This window comes from Leucobacter sp. NPDC015123 (assembly GCF_043080205.1).
In the GTDB taxonomy this organism is placed as follows: domain Bacteria; phylum Actinomycetota; class Actinomycetes; order Actinomycetales; family Microbacteriaceae; genus Leucobacter; species Leucobacter aridicollis_A.
The window spans coordinates 25,569-42,190 of the sequence record NZ_JBIBVH010000010.1; the positions used below are offsets into that span (position 1 = coordinate 25,569).

Sequence of the window (16,622 nt, forward strand, 5' to 3'; positions counted from 1 at the left end):
TGCCCTACCCCGTTCGGTTGTGGTTATCGCCGCGTTTCGCTTCGCGCCTCGCGGGCGGTGTCGCGCGCAGCCTGGGCTGCGAGCATCGCGTTGTACGCCTCAAGTTCAGAGTCACCGGAGCGTTCTTCTGCCCGATCCTTGCGCTTCTGTTCCTTCGTATCGCTGCGAGACCATTGCACGGCGACAACGAGCGCGAGCGCGAGCGTCGGTAGCTCGCCGATGCCCCACGCGATGCCGCCGCCAGTCGCCTGGTCCTCGAGCGGAGTCGCACCCCAGGTGCGGCCCATCGATCCGAACCAGTCGGCAACGAAGAGGGAGTCGCCAGTCATCATCGTGACGCCGAAGAACGCGTGCGACGCCATCGTTGCGAACAGAATCACGAGCCGGATCGGGTACGGTGCACGGTTCGGGATCGGGTCGACACCGATCATCGTCAGGCTGAAAAGGTAGCCGGAGATGAGGAAGTGGATGATCATCCACTGGTGTCCGAGGTGCTCGGCCATCGCCCACCTGAGGATCGGCGAGAAGTAGAACACCCACAGTGACCCGACGAAGATCGCGGCGGCAACAACCGGGTTCGTCACAAACTTTGACCACGGCGTCTGCAGCCCCCACATGATCCATTCGCGGGTGCCCCAGGAGCCGTCGGTGCGCTTGTCGGTCGCGCGCAGCGCGAGCGTCACCGGTGCGCCAAGCACGAGCACGAGCGGGATGAGCATCGTGAACATCATGTGCCCGAGCATGTGCACGCTGAAGAGGTACTGCTCGTATGCGTTGAAGGCGCCGTTTGTCGCGTAGAAGAGGAAGAGCATGCCGCTGACCCAGGCGATGGTGCGGCCGATGGGCCAGCTGTCACCGCGGCGGCGCAGTCTCAGCACACCGGCGATGTAGAACGCGATGCCGAAGAATGCGACGAGCCCCCAAGCGAGGTCGAACTTCCACTCGGTGAGGTAGCTCATCGGAGTGAGCTCGGGGGGCAGCGGGTCGCCGGTCAGGATCTCGGCAGGCGACGCCCCCACAGCCTCGCCGGCGGGTTCGAGCGGCACCGGGGTGGCGGTGCGGCCGAGCGCGCCGGCGATGCCGCTCGCGAGGCCCATGACCGCGAGCTCGGCGACGACGAACCAGGCGAACACCCGCATTCCGCGGTCGCTCTTTTCAATGCGCGGGATGAGGCGCTGGCGGTGCAGCGCACCGAACGCGCCGAGCGCAACGAGCGACACTGTCTTCAGGATGATGAGCTGGCCGTAGCCGGTGCCGAAGAGCGCGTCGAGGTCGCCAATACGCAGCCACGCGCTCACCACGCCGGACGCGCTCACTGCGATGAAGGCGAGCAGCGCGATCGATGAGTAGCGCGAGACGAGGATCGCGAGGCGTTCGCGATTCACCGACTTCGCGACGAAGATGAGCACGAGTAGTCCGCCGAGCCACACGGCGGCGCCGACGAGGTGGACGAGCAGCGAGTTCACGGCCTGGCTGTGCCCGGAGGCGCCGGCGGCGTGGCCCTGCTGCGCGAGCGGCAGCGTGGTGAGCAGGCCGAGCACGAGCACGAGCAGGGTCATTCGCCGACCGCGCACTGCGAAGGCGAACACCGTCACGAGCGCCGCTATGAGTAGCTCCCAGAGCCAGAGCTGGCCGATCTCGACCTCGGTCACGAACTGGGCGAGGCCCGCGCCGAATGCTGCGGAGCCCGAGAACGGCATCGTCGTGATGTCTGAGTAGGTGAGAATGAGCGTCGCGCCGGAGGCGACGGTAAGCACAGCTGCCGAGCCCGCCGCGACATCCATCGCAATACGGTACTCGGGGCGGTCAACGGCGAATGCCCACACAGCCATCACCAGCGAACCGACGAGGCCGGCGACTGAGACGTTGACGAGGGTACGCAGCAGCGGCACGCCGTAACGCACGAGGGCGCCAGGGTCGGCGAGGTCTCGCTCGTTCGCAGCCCCACCAATCGACAGCCCCCAAAAGAGGGCGGCGAACGTCGCCGCCAGGAGCACGGCAGGGGCAATCACGCGAATCAAACGGGGCACCCCCCTAGCCTACGCGGGCGCGCCTGACTGCCCGCACCTAAGCTGAATGCATGCTGTTCCTTTTCATCGGCGCCGCGATCCTGAACGTCTACGCCGCGACTCTCGTGATCCTGCGCGCCGCCGTCTACCGAACCAGACTGTACCGGCCAATGCTCTGGAACATCATGCTCTCGGTGCTGCCGATCCTGCTCCTCGCCCTCGCGTTTATCGCGCTCGTTGGGCTGTTGCCCGTCAACAGGGTGCTCGCCTTTGCGAGCGTGACCGTGCTCGGCGTGGTGTGGCTGCTCATGCTGCCGAACGCGAGCTACCTCATCACCGAATTGAACCAGTCTCATCGCGCCGACGACGACCCGGTTCCGCTCTGGTACGACATCATCCTCGTGATCTCGCTCGCGATGAGTGGGGTGATCAACACGATCGTCAACGTGTTCGTCGCGCAACTGCTGTACTCGGTCGTGATGTTCGACGACCGCGCCGTCTCCTTCTTCAGGCCGCGCGCGATGATCGCGCTCGCTGTCGTGCTGCTGCTCGTCGGCCTCGGCATGTACCTCGGGCGCTATCTGCGTCTGAACAGTTGGGATGTGCGTCACCCGAGCGCGCTTATCGAGAAGGTCGTCGCTCATTTCAAGGTGCGCGGCAACGCGCTCGCCTGCTTCGGGTTCACTCTCACGTACGCACTTTTCATCGGGATTCTCTATCTCACGATTGTGACGCCAATTGTTGTCGGCTTGTACGAGCTCGAGCTCGCCCGCCAATAGATCAGGCGAGCGAGCTCGAGAGGGCGTACACGGGGAAGACTAGCCGCGTGGCGCCTGCACCTCAACGCGGCCTGTGCGCCGACGAATCTCGGCCGCGACCTCTCGCGCGTCACCCTCGGGCGCTGTCGACTGCTTGTCGGGGCGTGCGATGAACAGATACAGCAGGCCAGAGACGAGCACGACGGCGAGGCCGATGAGCACGACGTAGTTCTGGAAGAACGTGCCGCCCTCGCCAGGCTTCGCGAGCAGGATGATCGCGAACACCCCGTAGGCGAGCGCTGCAATGTTCACGACCATGCCGAGGCGTCCGAGCGTGAACGGCCCCGCAGGCTTCCATCCCTTGAACCGCTGACGCAGCGCGGCGAGCACAACCATCTGGAACGCGACGTAGATGCCGAGGATCGCGAACGAGGTGACAGGCACGAGCAGGCCGTCGTTGAAGTAGATGAGCACGCAGATGAGCGCCGGCACCGTGCACGCGACGATGAGCGCGTTCGTTGGAACCTTGCTGCGCTCAGAGACTTTCGACAGCCAGGTGTGGCCGGGAAGCATGCCGTCGCGGGCGAACGAGTACAGCAGTCGCGAAGCCGCAGCTTGCAGGCTGAGCACGCACGAAACAAACGCGAGCACAGTCACGACGAGGAACACCTTCGCCCCGACGGTGCCGAGAGTCGATTCGAGGATCGCGGGGATCGGGTCGGCGATCTCACCCGAGACGATGCCCTCGAGATCCGGGGCTGCGAGCACGTATCCGGCGAACGAGAAGAGAGCGGAGACCGCGCCGACGAGGATAGTCATCATCATCGCCCGGGGAATACGCCTCGCGGGGTCGGCGACCTCTTCTGCGACGTCACCGCAGGCCTCGAAGCCGTAGAACAGGAAGAGGCCCGCGAGCGCTGAGGCGAGAAAGACTGGCACGTACGAGCCATCGCCTTCGGTTCCCATCGTGTCGAAGAACACCGAGAACTCGTGCTTGCGCTGGAAGAGCAGCAGGTAGAGACCGAGGCCAATCACGCCGACGAGTTCGGCAGCAAGACCGATCCTGGCGATGCGCGCGAGCCACTTTGTGCCAGAGAAGTTGATCGCGAGCGCGAACAGCAGGAGGCCAAGCCCCGTGAAGAGCGTCGTCTCAGCGTTCAGCTCGATGCCGAACAGGCTCGTGATGAACCCTGCCCCAAACTCGGCGACCGAGGTGATCGTCACGATCATCGCCCAGATGTAGACCCAGGCAGCCATCCACGCGTAGCGCCTCCCCCAGAGGCGGCGCGCCCACGGGTAGACGCCACCGTGAATCGGGTACTGCGAGACGACCTCGCCGAACACGAGCGAGACGAGGAGCTGGCCGCACGCAACGATGACGATCCACCAAATCGAGGGCGGTCCGCCCGTCGAGAGGGCCATCGCGAGCAGCGAATAGACGCCGACGAGCGGCGAGAGGTACGTGAACCCGAGGGCAAAGTTTGCCCACAGGCTCATGGAGCGGTCGAACTTGCCCTCGTAGCCGAGCACTGAGAGGTGCTCGTCGTCGGCGAGCCGCGCCTCCGGTGGGGTTGCAGACATAATGATGCCTTGCCTTTCTGATCTTCGTTGATCTGGGCTCTCCCGAGCCCTGAGAGCATCGTAGGGCTCAGGCCCCCACGGCGCTTCCGTGACTTCGCCCGGCCAGTCGTGCGCAGGGTGTGCAAAGAAGGCGCTGCGGAATTTGGGAAAGTGTGTTTCACCCCCGAATTGCTACCAGCGGTTGCGCACGTCCTCGGCCCAGCCAGTGATCCCCTCAAAACAGATCTCTTCGCCCGCCGCGGTTCGGAACGTGCCCGCCCACTCGCCAAAGCACTGGTCAGTTCGCCCTGCGAGCACGCCGAAGTTCGTCTGGCTATGTTTCACGTGAAAAGGGGTGAAGACAGCATTAAACCCGCCGCCGTGCACACGCCAGGGGCGCCGCCAATTGTGCGAGTCGTACTCCCAGACAGTCTCGCCGTGAATCTTGTGCATCACGCCATCGACGAAGAACGCGTTCTCCGAGACGCCGGTTCCCGCTGTCCATCGCGCGCCGACCTGCACGCCGATGACCCTGCCGCACGCCCTGCCAGAACCGGCTCCCCAGTTCCAGGCGATGCTGTACGGCCAGCGGCCACGGCCGTGGTCGAGCACCGCCCAGCTCTCGCCCGTGGGCAGGCGAAACTCGTTAGCGCCGATCCGCAGAGTACCCGTCGCGGGCCTGGCGACGTCCTTCACCGTGTACTGAAAGCGCGTCTCGCTCCAGGGGACGACAAGGGCAAGCCGCTCATGGCCCTCCGGCAGCTCCGCGACGACGTCGAACGAGACGCCGTCGATCTCGGCACGAATACGCGTGCCGCCAGGCACCTCGTCGATGTCAATCGAGAGACCGTCAGAGCGCATACTCGACGAGCCTTCCTCGAGACTCGCAGCGAGCACAGCACCACGCGGAGGGATCACGGCCCCGGCTTTGCCCCACTCCTTACCGGTCTCACGGTCGAGCACCCACACTTCGGGAACGCAGGCATAGTCGATTGCCGACACTGTCGCCGCGAGAATGTGGGTTGGAGTGACGACGTTCCAGTACTCCCACCGTTTGTTCCTCCCGCGACCAGCACCAAGCCCGCTCGTGTCAATGATCGGCTGTGTCGCCCAGCCGACAGCCTGGCGGTTCAGCTTGCCGTCGGCCGCGACGAGCGCCGTCGGCGCCTGAATCGCGGGCTCAGTGATCGCCCCGTGCTCGTGCATTCAGTGTGTCTCCCGCGCCTCAGACGCCGCTGCCAGCTCGCCCCCGCGAGGCAAGGCTTCGTCGTCGTTCATGGAGCGAGTCTAGTCCTGCATACCCGCGTCGTTGCCCCTGTAATGAGGGAGTCGGGCGCTATTTGTGAACCCCCGCAGCCGGATCCGAAATACTTGACAGCGCGGTCAAGTATTTCGGCGGCGAGCGCGGGACGCTCTCGGGGAGGAGCAACATGAGACGCACGAAGGCACACGCGCGGGCAACGGCGCGGGTGAATGCCGCCACTCATGTGCCCCGAATCCCTCCGGCCGCCTTAGCCCCAGGGGCGCGGCTTGTCGCCGTCGGCGCGATTGCGGTGGCGGTGGCTGTAAGCCTCGCGGGCTGCACGGCACCGGGCGAGGATCCGCGGGTGACATCTGGCGACCCCGCTCCGACGCGAAAAGCTGCCATCGCCCTCCCGCCCGAGGGCGCGTCCCCCGACTACCAGCTCGGCGGGGCGTACGACCCTGCACCCAGTGTCGGGATCGTTGCCCGCGACCGGAGCGCTGAGCCGGTTCCCGGCGTCTACTCCATCTGCTACGTCAACGGGTTCCAGACTCAGCCAGACGAGCTTGAGCTGTGGCCGGCCGACACGCTGCTGCGGGATGCCGGGGGCGAGCTCTTCATCGATCCTGACTGGCCCGATGAGGTGCTGCTCGACACGTCGACAAGCCAGGCGCGCGCTGAGATCCACACGCTCGTGAGCGACTGGATTGCGGGCTGCGCGAGCGCCGGCTACGACGCCGTCGAGTTCGACAACCTCGACACGTATACGCGCTCAGACGGTGCGCTCACGTTCGAGGACAACCTCGCGCTCGCTGCGGCGCTCGTCGAGACCGCCCACGAGCACGGCCTCGCCGCAGGCCAGAAGAACTCACCCGCCGACGCCGCCACGCTGCGGGAACGAGCGGGATTCGATTTCGCCGTCACCGAGGAGTGCAGCGTCTTCGACGAGTGTGGCGCGTACACAAGCGTCTACGGCACGCGGGTCATCGATATCGAGTACACCGACGCGCTGCCACGCCCCTTCAGCGAGATGTGCGCCCACCCCGACGCCCCCGCATCGATGGTGTTGCGCGACAAGCAGCTCAGCACCCCGGGCAGCGCCAGCTATGCATTCGAGCTGTGCCCGCACGGGGCGCCTGCACGCTAGTTCTGGCTCAGAAGATCGTCGGCACTTGCCCCCGGCAGCGCGAGAGTCACCTGTGTTCCCCACGGGTCGGCGACAACGACTGCCCTGCCGGTGTCCTTGAACGCAAGCCCTCGGCCGCGCAAGCGCGCCGCGAGCGCGTCGAGATCCTCCCTGCCTGGCAGCGTAATCGCGACGTCCGCGAGCCCGAGACTCGCAGCGCGAGGCCCCGCCCCCTGACTGTTCCAGACGTTCATCGCGACGTGATGATGGTACCCGCCTGCGGAGGCGAACAGCGCCGTCGGGATGCCAGTTGCTGTGGCCTCAAAGCCGAGCGCGTCGACGTAGAACTCCCGCGCACGCGCGACATTTCCGACCTGCAGGTGCACGTGCCCCACGCTCCCAGCCTGCAGCGCCGCGTCAGCGAGCACGCTCTCATCGAGGTGCGCTTGAAGGTACGCATTAGGGTCGAGAAACAGGGTGTCCATGCGTATCTCGTCGCCGTCGTAGCGCCACGTGTCGCGGGGTCTGTCGACGTAGAGCTCGATGCCGTTGCCCTCTGGGTCGGTGAAGTAGAAGGCCTCGCTCACGAGGTGGTCACTTGAACCAGCGAAGCGGCTCCGCGGATCCTGCGCCGCGCGGTACACGGTCGCGGCGAGACTTGCGGCGTCCGCGAACAGAAAGGCTGTGTGAAAAAGGCCAGCGTCGCGCGGGTTGAGCTCTGGCAGATCTGGCGTGTGAACCAGCCGGACGAGCGGGACGCCGCCACGTCCGAGCACGCGGTGCACATGCCCGCCGAGAACCCGCTCCTCGATCGGTACGAGGGCGAGCGCCTGCTCGTAGTAGTCGCTCATGAGTTCGAGGTTGCCGACGCGAAGCGTCACCGCGTCCATCGCGAGGCCCGCCGAGAGCGTGCGCTCTGGCACCTGGGGTGTCTGCTGCTGTTCCACGATTGCCTTTCATATGGCGGGGCGGCGGCTCTCCCGCCGGCCCGCCCTCGCCCGGGATTGCTCCGGGGTGTCAGTAGTTAGTTATTGACGGCGAAGCCGCCGGCCCACGAGATCTTCCCGGCTGCGGCGAGCGTGAGCTGCAGGAAGCCGATCGCTTCAAGCTCGTGCGCCCGCTGCAGCGAGCCTGCATCGATTGCCGCGAGGCCTCCCGCGGTGACCGCGGCCACGAGCGTGGCCCTTGCCTCGGTGTCGTCGCCCGCAACGAGAACGGTTGTCTGCGTTTCGCCGACCTTGCCCGACGTGAGTGTCGCAGCGAAGTTCGTGTTGAACGCCTTCAGCACCTTGGCAGCGGGAAGCGCGCGCTGCAGTTCAGCAGCGGCCGAGCTGCCGGTTGGCACGACGAGCTCGTCGAAGGTCTCGAAATTCAACGGGTTCGAAATATCGACGACGACCTTGCCGGCGAGCTTGTCGCCGTGGCTCGCGACGATGTCGGCGATTGCCGGGTACGGGACGGCGAGGATCACGACGTCGCCCTGCACCTCGGCTCCCGTGTCCGCACTTCCGATGTGCGCGACTGTCGCGCCGCCTGCGGTAAGCACGCCCGCGATTGCGGTTGCCATGTTGCCTGTGCCGAAGATTGTGAAGTTGGTCATGTGCATCTCCCTTGTCGTGAGGTGTCTCGTTGCGGACGAGGCGGTGACCACACCCCGTTTAGTTGTAGGTACAACCATATGATAAACGTGATTTACTTGCAAGTGCAACTAAATTGCTAGAATGGGCGTATGAGCCCCTCTCTATCGCACCCAGAACGCGTGGCGATCGCCCGCCTGCACGCGATGCTCGAACTGCTGCCAACAGCGCTCGACAAGCGACTGGGCGACGCGGGCGTGACCGCGTTCGAGCACACGCTGCTCAGCGCCCTGGCCGAACACGAGGCGCGGCGCATGCGACTCAGCGAACTGGCCCGCAAGACAAACGCAACACTCCCGCGCATCTCGCGAGTGGCGACGTCGCTCGAGAAGCGGGGCCTCATCGAGCGGACGCCCTGCCCCGAAGACGGCCGCGCAACAAACGCAGTACTCACCGATGCCGGGGCGAACGCGCACGAGCGCTCCCGCGGGCTCTACGACGACGCAGTGCGTGAACTCGTGCTTTCGGGCCTCACTCAGCTCCCGGGCGACGGGGTGACGCAGCTGAGCGACCTGACACTCGCCGTGCTCACAAGCCTTGATCCCGACCACCCGCGCGCCACCGACGCGCCTGGAGAACCGGCATGCGCGGCCGACCCGGCAGACAAGATCGACCAGACCACCTGTGCAGCCGACCCTGCACCAGAAAGCTTAAGCGCATGAACACATCTGACTACCTCGCCGCGAACGAAGCAAATTGGGACAACCGGGCGCCGCTTCACGCCGCTCGAGACGGCTCAGGATACGGCGTCGACACGTACATCGACGACCAGGCCGCCCTCTCTGACGTCGTCACCTTCGATCGCCCGCTGCTTGGCGATATTCGGGGACTCACAGCCGTGCATCTCCAGTGCCACATTGGCACCGACACGATCTCGCTCGCCCGACTCGGCGCCACCGTCACAGGACTCGACTTCTCTGGCGAATCAGTCACCGAAGCTCGCAAGCTCGCGGCCGAAGCCGGCGACGCGGTTGAGTTCGTACAGTCCGACGTGCACCGCGCCCTCGACGTGCTGCCGGCATGCGCCTTCGACCTCGTCTACACGGGCGTCGGCGCGCTCTGCTGGCTCCCACGCGTCCAGGACTGGGCCAGGGTCGTCGCCCGGCTTCTCGCCCCGGGGGGAACGCTCCACCTGCGCGAAGCACACCCGATCCTCTGGGCAATGGACGAGTCAGTCACCACCGATCTCACCCTGCGCTACCCGTACTTCGAACACGTCCAGCCCCTCGAATGGGACGACACCGAGACATACGTAGAGACATCCACGGCACTGACCTCGACGAAGACCTACGAGTGGAACCACTCGCTCGGCGAGATCATCACCGCGCTCATCGACAATGGGCTGCGCATCGAAACACTCGTCGAGCACCAGAGCGTCCCCTGGGAAGCGCTACCAGGGCAGATGACCCTCGGTGAGGACGGCGAGTGGCGCCTCACGACCCGCGCTGGCGTCGCACCCCTGAGCTACACGCTGCGCGCGGTAAAACCGGCGTAGGCCGCGTCGTCGCAGTGGGCGCCGCGGTGGGCGGCACGGTGAGGTCGCGATCGACGCCGCGGCCGGCGTCGCTCGGCATCACGGCCGGCGCCGCGAGAGGGCTCGGGCCGGGCGCCGCGGTCGGGTTTCCCGCCCGGCTCGCCACTACTCAGTCCCAGCTCGCGCCCGCCGCAGTGCGCTCGCGCTGGTGGCAGGCGGCACACACCGACTCGTACTCGACAGAACCGTCGTCGATCGCAACCTGGTCGCCGTCAAAGACAGGAGTGCCAGACACCTTGCGCAGGTTCATCGTCGCCTTCGAACCGCACCGGCACAGGGTACGGATCTCTTCGATCTCGTGCGCCACACTCAGCAGTCGTGCGGCGCCTGGGAAGTTATCGCCGCGAAAGTCTGTGCGCAGACCGTAGGCGATAACGGTGATGCCCACGCGAACGGCGACGTCGAGTAGTTCGTTGACCTGGCGGCTCGACAGGAACTGTGCCTCGTCGACGAGAATCACGTCGTGCCGCGCCTTCACGGCAGGCAGCGACTCCCCGTCGACCCAGAGGAAGTCGACAGCACGCTCGACGCCCAACCGCGAGATGACACGGTCTCCGCCTTTCGAGTCGACAGCTGGCTTCACGATCAGAATCTGCTTTCCAAGCGATTCGTAATTGTGCCCCACCTGCAGGAGGGCGACGCTCTTCCCAGCGTTCATCGCCGCGTAGCGGAAATGCAGTTTTGCCATGCAGCGACTTTACCGCGTCGCCGTGACTCGACGCCGCGCGGTGCTCGTCTGCGGCCCAGTCCGGCTCTCCGCGAACCGGCGGTTTCGGCTACCTATGGGTGAGCAAAGTGAGGCGAACACCTGTTTCGAATTACAAAAAGGTAATTTACGAATCCCTGTTCTAACGGTTTTGAAAGATCCTGCTCATCGGCGACTTTTCCACAGGCCCGTGTGGACAAGTTGTGGACATTCCTCGAAATTAAGCTATGAGTTATCCACATTGTTGGGGATAAGTTGTGGAATCTCGGCCTGCGACTGGCCATCGAAGCTCTGGGGGCCTGGGGGTCTGGGGTCTGGGGTCTGGGGTCTCGGGTCTCAGGTCTCAGGTCTCAGGTCTCAGGTCTCAGGTCTCAGGTCTCAGGTCTCAGGTCTCAGGTCTCAGGTCTCAGGTCTCAGGTCTCAGGTCTCGGGCCTGGGGTCTGGGGGCCTGGGGGCCTGGGGGCCTAAGGGCCCGAGGGTCTGAGTCTCTGTGACTCCGGGGGCACTGGGACTCCGGCCCTTCAGGGTTCAGGCGCTCCAGCTCTCTGGCCCCGCACCCGCGCGCCCTTTCTGCACCGACGACCCTCGCCACTGCATACGTTTCTTGCAGCGGTACACGTTAATTTGCGTTGGGAAGGTGTGTTCTCGTGGAAAACATATGCATCGGCGCGAAGTGATGGCCGGGTCTGGACCGGAGAGGGTTGAGCGGGAAGAGGCCGGAACCGTGCGGAGCGGGCTGGGATCAGTGCACACCGCGGCGATCGGGGTATGTCGCTCCCCAAATAGCCATCAATCCCAAACGCAAAACCCGGCCAGACTTTCGTCTGACCGGGCATTTTCAGGTGGTGGCGGGTGCGTGATTCGAACACGCGAAGCTTACGCGTCTGATTTACAGTCAGATCCCTTTGGCCGCTCGGGCAACCCGCCTTGGTCGCGTTACCACGACCAGGGAATAACACTACCGGCTCGACGGCCCGAACGGAAATCGAAACGTATCCCGGGGCGTGCGAAGATCATTCCATGCCTACTCTTGCACCCGAGTACACAGTCCATTGGGTCCGCGGTCTCGACGCACTACCGGTTCACACCTTCCACAACATTGCCAGACTTCGGCAAGAGGTCTTCGTCGTCGAGCAGGACTGCGTCTACCTCGACCTCGATGGCCGCGATATGGAGCCAGCAACCGAGCAGTTCTGGGTGAGCTGGGATGCCACGCTCAGCACGACGCCGGGTTCAGCGGTCGCCGCGGACAGCAGCGCTCCCGTCGTGGCTGCGACCCTCCGGGTGCTCGACGAAGGCGAGCGCGAGCCTGGGTTGCGAGCGATCGGTCGAGTCGTGACGAGCCCCGACCACCGCGGAAAGGCGCTCGCAGCTGCGCTCATGGAGGCAGTGCTCGCGGCGCACGGCGACGGGCCCCTTGTGCTTGAGGCCCAGTCTCACCTCACCGGATGGTACGGCAAGTTTGGGTTCGAGGTCGCGGGCGATGAATACCTCGAGGACGACATCCCCCATACGCCGATGCGCCGGGCCTAGGGGGCGGAAGCCGCAAGCCAGACGGGCTAGCCCCGCGGTCCTCGCAGGCTGGTGCCACGGGCCTAGCGGGCGGAAGCCGCAGGAGGCACGGGCAGGATCCGCAGACGAGGCAGGCGGGCCCTGCAAGCGAGACAGCCGGACCACGGCACGCAAGCCCTGCGGCCGCGGACACTACCGTTCGAGGCCGTACCCCTCGAGCGCGTCGAGCCAGGCATCCGCTGTCGCATCGTCAAACGGCGCTACCTGCTCCCGTACCCGCGTCTCGAGAACGAGCGCGAGCTGCTCGAGCCGATCCATCACGTCGCGCGGGTAGCCATATAGCTTCGAGTGTTCAGCCCACTCGTCGCGGTCGTCGACCCAGGTGCCGCGTTCACCTTCAACCCGCACCACGTCAAGGTCCATGTCGATGCCGGTGACAAGCTCTGGATTGTCACTCCACCTGACCTCCCAACCGAGGTCAATGTAGATGCGCATGCCTTTGTGATGATTTCGGTTCACGGTCAACGCAAAGTCGGGGTGCGCGATTCCTGCGCCCGCAAAGGCAGCACCAGGGCCGGCCGCCGGCACGAGCGTGACGCAGGCGCCGCCGACAGCGTACGCTCGGCCGGGCCGCTCACTCCACCAGCCCGTCGGCTGCCCGACCCAGTCACCCCACTTGTCTGACCCGAGGTAGACGCAATCATGTCGCCAGTGCGGAGAGCCGTCCCACTTTCGCCACTGGAAGACCATTGGGGTACCTGGTGTTGGTCGCGACGTCTGCACAGGCCGAGTCTAACGAGGCGCGTTGTGCCCGCACGCCTGCGGGGGCCACGCTAGTCGAGCACCGCGTCGAGCCCCGGCGCCCGCTCGGCGAGTCCGTGTCGCTCGGCGCGAGCGGAGATTGATTGCTCCCGCAGCAGGGTCAGCAGTTCGACAGGGCCTGCCATTGTCACGGGCTCAGCCCAGAGTGCGGCGCGGTCGAGCCCTCCCATCCACTCTGCGACCCGTACCCGGTCGCCGCCGATGAGTCGCACGCGAGCCGCGTCTGACCCGCCTGGGCCGCGCGGCCCCTCCGCGGCGAGTCGCTCAAGCCAGGCCTCGTCGCGTTCGAGTGACACGTCGATGCCCTGCGAGTCGAGGAGGTCGCTGACTGCCTGCGGGAGCACTGCGCCAGTTGAGACGGCGACGGGTGCGCGCACGAGGAGCGCTGCCGCGAGCACTCTGATAAGCCCTGAGAGCGCCCCATCTTCAGCGAGCCTCACCTGCACAACGACGGGCGCTGTTCGCAGGGCATTGCGTTCGATCCCGAGCCCGATCCCGTCGGCGATGGCGCCGAGGTCGGTCTGCCACGTCAGCTGGTCGGAGAGCGCGGCCCTGCGGAGCTCGTCGAACTCTTCGTACGCGAGAGCCGGCTGCGCGGCCTCGATGAGCAGCGCAACCTCGGGGGCGAGCCCGCGGAGGTGGAGGGTATCGCTTCGCTGGCCAGGGCGCCGCTCCCAGGATCCCTGCGCGACAAGCCAGTGAGGGCCGCCGCCGAGCGCTGGAAGCCCCATGACGGCGTCGTTCCAGCCGCCGAACGGCTGCCGTTCCACACGCGCTGCGCTGCTTGAGCGGTTGATCGACACGGAAGCCGCCTCGATCCCGGCGAGCCAGGAGCGCACCTCTCCGTCGTCCCACGACTGGATCGCGGCGACGGCACCGCTTCCTGCTGCGTTCTGCTGCGACACGGCCTCACCGAGCAGCTGAGCGCTGCTGATGCCGATGACGGGAAGTCCGCGGGCGTCATCCCAGAACGGGGATCCAGGCGAGACGCCGATGCGCACACCAGGCCGCCAGAGCAGGCCCTCGTCGTCCAGCTGTTCTGGCTCGACAAGCCACTCCTCGCCCGGGCCGAGCTCGGTCAGCGCAGCGAGGCCGGCTGCACTCGGAACCGCTGGGAGCGGGCCGATGTCGAAGGCGAGCGGATCGTCGCCGAGTGGCCTCGCCGAGTCACCGACACGGAGTCGCCGCACCGCATCAGCGAGCCCGGCCCGGAAGCCGCGCGAGCGGGAGACGCTCGCAAGCAAGACGACCATGTTTGTGCTGCCGAGCGACGTCTGCGTGCCGCGGAAGGCCGAGTCGATAATGTCGGGAATTGCCCGCTCCCGCTCTGCCGAGGGGGTGACGAGCACCGAGCCGCGGGAAGTGAAGTGGCCCTCGACGCGAAGATCTGGCCGGTGCCTGGCGAGTGATCTCCCGAGCTCACGCCCTCCCAGTACGACAGCGCGGTCGACGTGGGGGCTCGCGCCGAGCGCGGCGAACGCCTCCTCGTCGGCGACGCTCACGGTTTCGACAGCGCCAGGGGTGAGACCGCCCACCTCCCACTCCTCAACGCATGAGGTGGCGGCGGCGTGCATGTCTGGTGAGACCGCCCAGAGCGCGCCCGCGCCACTTCCGAGCACGGCGAGCACCGCTGCGGCCTGCGTAGCGAGCGGGGCCGTGACGTCGCCGACAACGAGCACAAGCTTGTCTGGCACGAACGTCGCCCCGCGCACAACGCGGAGCCCGTCGGCGAGCTGCGCCGCGTAGCGGGCTGAGTCGATGATGTGGTTGACGGCGGCGTCGAGCTCTCGCATGGGGGCGCCCGTGCACGCGGCGAGGTCGGTGATGAGACGGTCACGGGCAGCGGCCGTCGCGAGTGCGACGCGCCGCAGGCGAACCGCGCGACCTTCGTGTCGGAGCTCCGACCACCGCGTCGCTGCCTGCCGCGCGAGGGTCGCGGCGGCGTCAGGATCCAGATCTGCCTGCGTCAACGCGACTGTCTCGTCGAGCCGTTCGCCGCGCAGCACGATCTCCCCCGCCTGGCGAAGCAGCCCGCGGGCCCATTCGCGGTTTGCGACAAGGCTCCCGTCAGTCGGCGGCTCATTTGCGAAACCTGTGCGTGAGACGACGGGGATCGCGTGCTGTGGAGCGACGGCCTCAAGAATCACCTCTCCCGTGGCGTTCCGTGCAAGGCCGAGCACAGCTGCTGTCAGGCCGCCGGTGTCGTGGGTCGCCGGCTCGTCGGGGGCGCGGTAGAAGAGTGCACTGTCGCGCTCCGTCGGGTCCCACTCGCGGGCGCGCTGCTGCGTTCGATGGCTTGCCGCCGGCGGCTCTGCAGCGAGCGCTGCAGCCTTCCGAAAGACCTCGTCTGTCAGGTGAGTTGGGTCAGGATCGGCGGCCTCCGCGAGAAGTGCGACCAAATAGCCGAGCACTTCCGCATACTCCCCTTTCGGGGTCACGGGAAGGCGCAGCCGCACATCTGGCACGGCGTTCTCGTCGTTCACGAGCGCGGCAGCGAGGCCGGGTGCGAGGCCGCATCGCAATTGAAGCGCGTACAGCTTGTCGGAGCCGAGCCTCGTCGCGGCCGCAATGGTCGCCGCGGCGATGCGCGGATCCTCAGTCGCGACAATGGGCCGCAGCACCGATGCCCGGCTCGGCTGCAGGGCGACCTCGATGAGACGCAGCAATTGGGCGGCACGCTCAACCGGCTCCTCGATCACGGCGACAGGCAGACCGCTCTGGATCGATGCGACCCGCTCAGCCGCCGCAACGTCGCCGAGCCCAATCACAACATCGACGGGTGCGCCGCCGTCTGCAACACGTCGGCGCGCGAATCGATGGATCGCAGCGTAGGTCTCCCAGGAGTCTGGCAGCTCAGCGAACAGCCGCACACCAACCTCGAGTCTGTCGAGCTCAGAACAGCCAAACGCCCGGGTGAGGAACTCGGTCAGCCGCTTCGCCCAGACCGTGTCTCGAGGCTCAACGAGGAGACGTACGCCGTGCTCAAGCGCCGCCTCAAGCACTGGCCGTACTCTCTCAACTGCAAGCGCGAGGTCTGCCTCTATGCTCCACTCGTCGGCACCAGGCACGAGTCGCGCAGGATCAAACGCGAGCTCCCGAACCGCCGGCTGTGCTGCGAGCGTGAGGAGGCGCTCAACCTCCCGCTTGCCGCCTTCGTCACCGAACACCCCGGCGCCAGTCAGCGACACGAGTACCGAGTGCCCCCGCTCTTTGTGCACCCGAACAGCGTCGGAGAGCGCCGACATGCGACCCGAGAACTTGAGCTGGAGCAGCACGTCTGGAAGCCGGGCGAGCAGGTTCTTGCGCGCGGCCGGACGCACGACCCACGGCAGCCCGAGCGACGCGACACCGCCAGCGCGAAGCAGCAGTCTGTCGCGAGCCGGCATGCTCTCAGGCAGCTCACCTTTCGAGACCCCACGCAGGCCGACTGCCGCGGTAAACGCGTCAGATGTGCCGAAGAGCGAATCAATGAGGCGCCGGGTAAAGTCGAGGCTCTCAGGGCTCGTCGCGAGCTCTCCGAGCAGGCCTGTGCGGGGCGAGTGATGACGCCCGTCGACGTCAGAGAGCGCACTCTCCCAGGCGCTCACGCGCTGGCGTGTGGCCTCCGCGACAGACTCCCACACCGACTCGACGTTCACCTGCTCGTCTCCCATGACCCCACTCTAGGGCTGGCGCCTCGCGAAATACCGTGAACACGCGAATGCCCCCGCGCGCC

The 16,622-nt window shown here is 66.3% G+C and carries 13 protein-coding genes and 1 tRNA gene; 5 read left to right on the forward strand and 9 right to left on the reverse strand.

Annotated features, from left to right (window positions below; genetic code table 11):
* Positions 1–23 precede the first annotated feature (23 nt).
* Positions 24–2,030 (reverse strand): cytochrome c oxidase assembly protein, encoded by a 2,007-nt coding sequence (locus tag ACF07D_RS15105; RefSeq protein ID WP_391505461.1) that lies wholly within the window; start codon positions 2,028–2,030, stop codon positions 24–26.
* Positions 2,031–2,080: 50 nt separating this feature from the next.
* On the opposite strand from ACF07D_RS15105, the gene ACF07D_RS15110 reads away from it, so the two are divergent.
* Positions 2,081–2,788 carry a DUF1361 domain-containing protein gene (locus tag ACF07D_RS15110; protein WP_119285485.1) on the forward strand — a complete coding sequence of 236 codons (708 nt, stop codon included), beginning with the start codon at positions 2,081–2,083 and terminating at the stop codon, positions 2,786–2,788.
* A 39-nt stretch (positions 2,789–2,827) separates the two neighbouring features.
* On the opposite strand, the gene ACF07D_RS15115 is transcribed toward ACF07D_RS15110, so the two are convergent.
* Positions 2,828–4,348, reverse strand: a complete 1,521-nt coding sequence (locus tag ACF07D_RS15115) for an APC family permease (RefSeq protein ID WP_391505462.1) — start codon at positions 4,346–4,348, stop codon at positions 2,828–2,830.
* A 171-nt stretch (positions 4,349–4,519) separates the two neighbouring features.
* On the reverse strand, positions 4,520–5,533 hold the full coding sequence (locus ACF07D_RS15120; protein WP_391505463.1) for a DUF2804 domain-containing protein: 1,014 nt from the start codon (positions 5,531–5,533) through the stop codon (positions 4,520–4,522).
* 224 nt (positions 5,534–5,757) lie between these two features.
* Here ACF07D_RS15120 and ACF07D_RS15125 point away from each other — a divergent pair, with 224 nt between their 5' ends.
* Entirely contained in the window at positions 5,758–6,717 is a 960-nt protein-coding gene (locus tag ACF07D_RS15125; RefSeq protein ID WP_391505464.1) for an endo alpha-1,4 polygalactosaminidase, read from the forward strand.
* Here ACF07D_RS15125 and ACF07D_RS15130 read toward each other — a convergent pair.
* Positions 6,714–7,586 (reverse strand): VOC family protein, encoded by an 873-nt coding sequence (locus tag ACF07D_RS15130; RefSeq protein WP_391505502.1) that lies wholly within the window; start codon positions 7,584–7,586, stop codon positions 6,714–6,716. The genes ACF07D_RS15125 and ACF07D_RS15130 overlap by 4 nt on opposite strands.
* Positions 7,587–7,720: 134 nt before the next feature.
* Entirely contained in the window at positions 7,721–8,296 is a 576-nt protein-coding gene (locus ACF07D_RS15135) for an NADPH-dependent F420 reductase (RefSeq protein WP_391505465.1), read from the reverse strand.
* A 129-nt stretch (positions 8,297–8,425) separates the two neighbouring features.
* Between ACF07D_RS15135 and ACF07D_RS15140 the strand changes: the two genes are divergently transcribed.
* Together ACF07D_RS15140 and ACF07D_RS15145 are read left to right on the forward strand one after the other, a co-directional pair.
* The gene (locus ACF07D_RS15140) at positions 8,426–8,995 is read left to right on the forward strand and encodes a MarR family winged helix-turn-helix transcriptional regulator (RefSeq protein WP_391505466.1); all 570 of its coding nucleotides are present in this window, start codon (positions 8,426–8,428) and stop codon (positions 8,993–8,995) included.
* Positions 8,992–9,828 (forward strand): class I SAM-dependent methyltransferase, encoded by an 837-nt coding sequence (locus tag ACF07D_RS15145; protein WP_391505467.1) that lies wholly within the window; start codon positions 8,992–8,994, stop codon positions 9,826–9,828. The genes ACF07D_RS15140 and ACF07D_RS15145 overlap by 4 nt, the downstream gene beginning before the upstream one ends.
* A gap of 148 nt (positions 9,829–9,976) precedes the next feature.
* Here the strand turns inward: ACF07D_RS15145 and ACF07D_RS15150 are convergent, their stop codons facing one another.
* Both ACF07D_RS15150 and ACF07D_RS15155 read right to left on the reverse strand, forming a co-directional pair.
* Entirely contained in the window at positions 9,977–10,555 is a 579-nt protein-coding gene (locus ACF07D_RS15150) for a thymidine kinase (protein WP_255808628.1), read from the reverse strand.
* An 861-nt stretch (positions 10,556–11,416) separates the two neighbouring features.
* Positions 11,417–11,500: transfer RNA gene (locus tag ACF07D_RS15155), tRNA-Tyr, on the reverse strand.
* 93 nt (positions 11,501–11,593) lie between these two features.
* Here ACF07D_RS15155 and ACF07D_RS15160 point away from each other — a divergent pair.
* The gene (locus tag ACF07D_RS15160; protein ID WP_391505468.1) at positions 11,594–12,106 is read left to right on the forward strand and encodes a GNAT family N-acetyltransferase; all 513 of its coding nucleotides are present in this window, start codon (positions 11,594–11,596) and stop codon (positions 12,104–12,106) included.
* Positions 12,107–12,277: 171 nt separating this feature from the next.
* Here the strand turns inward: ACF07D_RS15160 and ACF07D_RS15165 are convergent, their stop codons facing one another.
* Positions 12,278–12,868: a hypothetical protein gene (locus ACF07D_RS15165; RefSeq protein ID WP_391505469.1), complete on the reverse strand. Its 591-nt coding sequence runs from the start codon at positions 12,866–12,868 to the stop codon at positions 12,278–12,280.
* A 50-nt stretch (positions 12,869–12,918) separates the two neighbouring features.
* Complete coding sequence (locus ACF07D_RS15170) at positions 12,919–16,560, reverse strand: aldehyde dehydrogenase family protein (protein WP_391505470.1); 3,642 nt, start codon at positions 16,558–16,560, stop codon at positions 12,919–12,921.
* Positions 16,561–16,622 lie beyond the last annotated feature (62 nt).